Origin of the sequence: Microcoleus sp. w2-18bC1 (assembly GCF_036700365.1) — a bacterium.
Lineage (GTDB): Bacteria > Cyanobacteriota > Cyanobacteriia > Cyanobacteriales > Microcoleaceae > Microcoleus.
This window is the reverse complement of record NZ_JAUBOS010000001.1, coordinates 384,364-390,330: the sequence shown is the minus strand read 5'-3', so window position 1 is coordinate 390,330 and position 5,967 is coordinate 384,364. Positions and strand designations below refer to the sequence as shown.

The 5,967-nt window shown below is 50.2% G+C and carries 2 protein-coding genes; both read right to left on the bottom strand.

All coding sequences use genetic code 11. The features are described 5' to 3' along the window. The coding region (locus QT979_RS01605; protein ID WP_333307793.1) for a choice-of-anchor Y domain-containing protein at positions 1 to 2,986 on the bottom strand (2,986 nt) is incomplete at its 3' end. Between the two features lie 311 nt (positions 2,987 to 3,297). After that, positions 3,298 to 5,967, bottom strand: a 2,670-nt coding sequence (locus QT979_RS01600) for an Ig-like domain-containing protein (protein ID WP_333307792.1), incomplete at its 5' end; no start/stop codon positions are given.

Below are 5,967 nucleotides of genomic sequence, written 5' to 3'. Positions count from 1 at the left end.
TTGGAGTTTCCGCAGGTGTCGGAATTGGTGTTGGAATTGGTGTCGGTGTCGGAATTGGCGTCGGAATTGGTGTCGGAGTTTCCGCAGGAATTGGCGTCGGAAGTGGAGTTTCCGCAGGCGTCGGCGTCGGTGTCGGAATTGGCGTCGGAGTTGGAGTTGGCGTCGGAGTTTCCGCAGGTGTCGCTGTCGGAATTGGAGTTTCCGCAGTCGTCGGAGTTGGAGTTGGCGTCGGAGTTGGAGTTGGCGTCGGAGTTTCCGCAGGTGTCGGCGTCGGAGTCGGAATTGGCGTCGCTGTCGGAATTAGAGTTTCCGCAGGCGTCGGAATTGGTGTCGGAATTGGAGTTTCCGCAAGCGTCGGCGTCGGTGTGGGAATTGGCGTCGGAATTGGAGTTTCCGCAAGCGTCGGCGTCGGTGTCGGAATTGGCGTCGGAGTTTCCGCAGGTGTCGCTGTCGGAATTGGCGTCGGAGTTGGCGTCGGAGTCGGAATTGGCGTCGGAGTTGGCGTCGGAGTTTCAGCAGGCGTCGGAGTCGGAGTTGGCGTCGGAGTTTCAGCAGGTATCGGAGTCGGAGTTGGAGTTGTATCTACAATAGTCAAAACAGCACTATAAATCCCTCCTAAATCAGATCCGTTAGTGGGATTGTTCAGAGTCAAATTAACAGTTTCATCCTCTTCTATTGCCGCATCATCAACAATTGGAATCGTGAAAATTTGAGTAGTTTCTCCAATGCCAAAATTTAATGTTCCCGATGTGTGGTTATAGTCGTTGCCAGCATTAGCAGTGCCATTACTGGTACTGTAACTGACAGCAGTTACATTAGTAGCATCAGTGCGAGTAACAGTAATTGTGGCAAATTGACCGTTTTCATTAACGCTGTAATTTGCAGCACTAAAGTTAAATGTGCCTGGATTGGTGAGATTGATAATGAACGCTTGGGTGTCAGAAGTATCGAGTCCTTCGTTCTCTATACCGCCATTATCTCTCAGGTTTAGAGTGATATTAGCACTGCCGATCGCCCCCGGCACCGGTGTAAAGGTTAGCGTCCCCACCGAGTCGATCGCAGGTTGTACACTAAACAAAGCAGCATTATCATTCCCTACCACTTGAAAAGCCACTGTTTGTCCTGATTCGTTGGCAGGGCCTGGAGAAATCGCAGTCGCCCATCCGGGGATGGTTTGTGGCCCCGAATTGCTGCTGAGAGTGCGATCGACTCCTTTGACAAACGAAGGTGGATCGTTGACTGGATTAACTGCGATCGAACTTGTTAAACTATTAGTGCTAAACGGCGTTGTTCCCCCAGTAACAGAAGCATTGACGCCGGCAGTACCGTTACCCACTCCGTTACTTCCATCCCACGCCCGAAAAGTAATTGTTGGTTCGCTTCCAGGGGTACTGTAATAGTCTTGGTTGGGTACAAAGCGGACTATCGCAGGCGTTTGCAGGGATACCTGTGTCAGGTTGATGTTAGCTTGGGCCGAGGTAGTGCCGTCACCGAGGAATAGAAAATTAGGAATTTCGTAAGGATCTATCTGGTCGCTAAATCCTGAATAATCGCGCAGCGGGCCGGTTAGTATGATATCGCTACCATCGGAAAGAAAGTAATTGTCACCTTGAACTCTGAGAGTGTAGTTACTAGCAATATTGGTGTTGTAATCAATATTTTCAGCGGCAACAAATAAGCCGTTGGTTTGTCCGTCTGGGTTGGGAGTAATGCCGTCGCCTTGTGCAAAGATATTGCCCGAAGTTGGAGATAGCTGCTGGAAACCGATTTCAATGGCTTTGCGATCGCTAGTAACGGCAACAATGCTAAAACCCGCCCGATTTTGATTAGTGCGGGATTCCGAGATAATTTGGAGATTAAAAGACAAGCTAAAGCCTGTAGTGCGATCGAGCGTAGGAAATGACGAATTTAAAGGATTATTTGTATAGCCAGCATAAATACTATTGGCCGCAGTGCTGCTTAAATTAACTCCATTACCGCTAAAAAATTCGGAAGCTGTAGCGGTAGGAGAAGCAAGATCTAAGTTAGTCAAAGACAGCCAATTTTGACCAGTGGGAGTGTTACCAAGTAAGCCATTATAAAGAGGAGTCGGGCCGAGCACGGTTGCTGAACTTTCCGACACTGTGCCGAAATTTGTCCAAGTATTGCCGTCTGTTGAAAATTGCCAGTTACCGTTAGTATTGTCTGCCGTGGTGACTGCGACACCTAAAGGATCGCCATTAGCGTCACTTCCTAACTCGCTAGTGAGGTTAAAAATACTAAAGCCTGTGTTAGCAGCGCTGGGTATATCTTCATTAATTGCGATCGGCGGATTAACATTAGGAGTTGCCAAATTCGGAGCGATGTTAACCTGCGGGTTGCGGAGACTGTTAATATAAATAGTGTTGATTCCGCCGTTGGGCAAACCCAACGAGCCAGGACTATTTACAGCATAATTAGCAGTTTTGTTCACCCCGCCAATAGCGCTGAAAAACTCGACAATACCCCCGTTACTTGGTGCTGGAATTTGCACCTTAGCTGCACTCCCAAAGGCTCCGTGTGTCCCCGATGTCCTCCAGGCGATCGAATCTACTGTATCTGTATTTGTAGTGCTAGCATTATCAACATAAACAACATCTGAAGCCGCGAAGTCCCCATGAAAATTTCCGGCTGGGAGTAGCTTTGTCAAAAATCCACCTTGGGGACTCAATCGAATGTTCCAATCATTGTTTGTTCCCGATGGTATGGGGTTGTAGGCAATCTCTTGATCAGCAGGCGAACCGCCAACCGTAAGTATTGTCCCTGTTTTAAACACAGGAGCAATACTTGCCATATTAGTAAATCGATAAGCTGAATATTTAACTGCTGTTGCCTCAGTTGAGTCGCCTACAAAATAGCTCTGAAGCTGAGTTGCACTTACATCTTCTGTGAGCAGTAACTCTACATACTCGTTGCCTGTAATGTTTCCAGTAGCGCGCCGGAATTCGTTAATAATTATCTGTCCCATCTAGATGCACCTAAATTTGAGATGATTATGTATTAGCGGTCAACTACTATCAATTTTTTACATTAAAATTTTATTTACGTAAATACACTGTCAGTAGTTTCTCCGTACAGTGGCTTGTTTAAGTCATTTTTATTACTAAAATAATATCTGGAGTGCTGACCAGTGTCAAGCAAAAGCTTGGATTATTGTCGATCGCACTCCCGGACGCAAAACGTGATTTGATACACTACTCATAGCGGCAAGCTATACGCTGTGAACCCTACATAATTAACTAAGGTGCGTACTCCGCACCTTAGTTAATTAATTTGTGCTTACCCGAAGATGGTAAAATCATTCACACCGATCGCACTAGCTTGCACTCCATTCAAAGCAGCCAACAGTTGACCGTTCTCACCAATCCTGATGAAAGCTGCATTAGCATTTTGGGTAATACTAAGTTGAGCAAAAGTTAGACCACCCGCTAACACCAGCAAATCTTCACCTTTTGTGAAATCAGTAATTATATCGCTGCCTTCACCTGCTGTTAAAACAAAGCGATCGCGCCCAATGCCACCGCTGAGAATATCATTGCCCAAACCGCCAATCAAACAATCGTCGCCTTTACCGCCATAGAGAGTATCGTTACCCTGCTCGCCGCATAGCTTGTCACTACCGCCGTTGCCAAACATCAAATCATTGCCAGCACCACCGCACAGGGAATCAGGCTCGCCGTTAAAGTCGATCGCACTGTCTCCGAAAATAGTATCGTCCCCGTCGTCGCCGCAAATGCTATCACTGCCGCGATCGCCCAACAGCCGATCGTTGCCAGTACCCCCCACCACAACGTCATTGCCCTTGCCGCCATAAACAGTATCATTGCCCTCGCCGCCGCTTAGAGTATCCGCAGCATCTCCCCCGTTCAAGAAGTCGTTACCAGCACCGCCAAACAGCAAATCGCGTCCAGTCGAGTCAGGGCTAAACGGGTCAAAACTGCCTCCAAACAAGCAGTCGTTACCCTGAGCTCCAACGAGAGTGTCATTGCCTTTGTCGCCCCCAATCAAGTCATCGTCTTTGCCGCCGATCGCCACATCATCGCCCTTACCCCCGAAAATGCGATCGTCGCCGCCGGCGCCGTTGAGGTAATCATTGCCATTGCCCCCAAACAGCAAGTCTTTGTCTGCATTGGGACCAAGGGGGATATTGCTGGGCAGTCCCCCGTAAATATTGTCGTTGCCTTTTTGGCCAAGCAGAATGTCGTCGCCGTTGAAACCGCTGATAACGTCGTTGAGATTGCTGCCGATGAGGAAGTCGTCGCCGTCAGTGCCATTGAAAGTGCGATCGACAGAATTCGGGCCCGGAATCGAACCGATCGCGGGTAGGGTAATCTGTTCGCAAATGCAATCGGTATCCCCGCCGCGAACGCTGTCAGAGTCAACAGGAATTCCTGCTGGAGTAGGTGTCGGAGTTCCCGTGGGAGTCGGAGTTCCCGTGGGAGTCGGAGTCGGAATTTCCGTTGGCGTTGGAGTTTCCGTGGGAGTCGGAGTTCCCGTGGGAGTCGGAGTTCCCGTGGGAGTCGGAGTTCCCGTGGGAGTCGGAGTCGGAATTTCCGTTGGCGTTGGAGTTTCCGTGGGAGTCGGAGTTCCCGTGGGAGTCGGAGTTTCCGTGGGAGTCGGAGTTTCCGTGGGAGTCGGAGTCGGAATTTCCGTTGGCGTTGGAGTTCCCGTCGGAGTCGGAGTTTCCGTGGGAGTCGGAGTCGGAATTTCAGTTGGCGTTGGAGTTCCCGTTGGCGTCGGAGTTCCCGTGGGAGTCGGAGTTCCCGTCGGAGTCGGAGTCGGAATTTCGGTTGGCGTTGGAGTTCCCGTTGGCGTCGGAGTTCCCGTCGGAGTCGGAGTTTCCGTGGGAGTCGGAGTCGGAGTTTCCGTCGGAGTCGGCGTCGGAGTTTCCGTGGGAGTTGGAGTTTCCGTGGGAGTTGGAGTTTCTGTGGGAGTCGGAGTTTCCGTCGGAGTTTCCGTCGGAGTCGGAGTTTCCGTCGGAGTCGGAGTTTCCGTCGGAGTCGGAGTCGGAGTTTCCGTCGAAGTCGGAGTCGGAGTTTCCGTAGGTGTCGGAGTCGGAGTTTCCGTAGGAGTCGGAGTTGGAGTTTGCGTAGGTGTCGGAGTTGGAGTTTGCGTAGGTGTCGGAGTTGGAGTTGGAGTTGGAGTGGGAGTTGGAGTCGGAGTTGGAGTCGGAGTTGGAGTTGGAGTCGGAGTCGGAGTCGGAGTCGGAGGGTTATTGACAACAATGCTTGCCGTGACGATCGCAGAATCAGCTTTCCCGTCATTAGCTTTGTAGGTAAAAGAGTCTGTCCCTGCAAAACCAGCATTCGGAGTGTAACTGAAGGAACCGTCTTGGTTGAGGGCGATCGACCCTGTAGCCGGATTTGTCACCAGAATCGCCGTCAGCGGGTCGTTTTCCGGGTCTGTATCGTTGATTAAGACTCCCAAACCAGTCACGTTGAGACTCGTATTAAAAGCAGTAGTATAGCTGTCAGAATTGGCTACAGGCGGGTTATTGTTGACGTTTACAGTCACGGTAGCCGGTTCCGAGCTAACTATTCCGTCGCTGACTGTGTAGGTAAATGTGTCTGTTCCAGAAAAGCCAGCGTTAGGAGTATAAGTGAAAGAACCGTCTTTGTTGAGGGCGATCGACCCTTGAGTCGGGTTGGCGGCCACCGCAGCACTCAACGTGTCCAAATCTGGGTCGGAGTCGTTGCCTAAAACTCCCGGCGCTGTTAAGCTGAGGACTTTTCCGGCACTGATGCTGTAGGTGTCGGGTTGTGCGATCGGCGGGTTGTTAGTGACATTGATATTTGCCACAATTGCTGGTGTCGTAGCAGCCCCATCACTGGCACTATAAGTAAAGCTATCGAGTCCAACAAATCCTGGATTCGGAGTATAAGTAAACGAACCATCCTTATTCAATCCGAGAGTGCCATTGTTGGGATTTGTGACTAGAGTTGCCGTCCG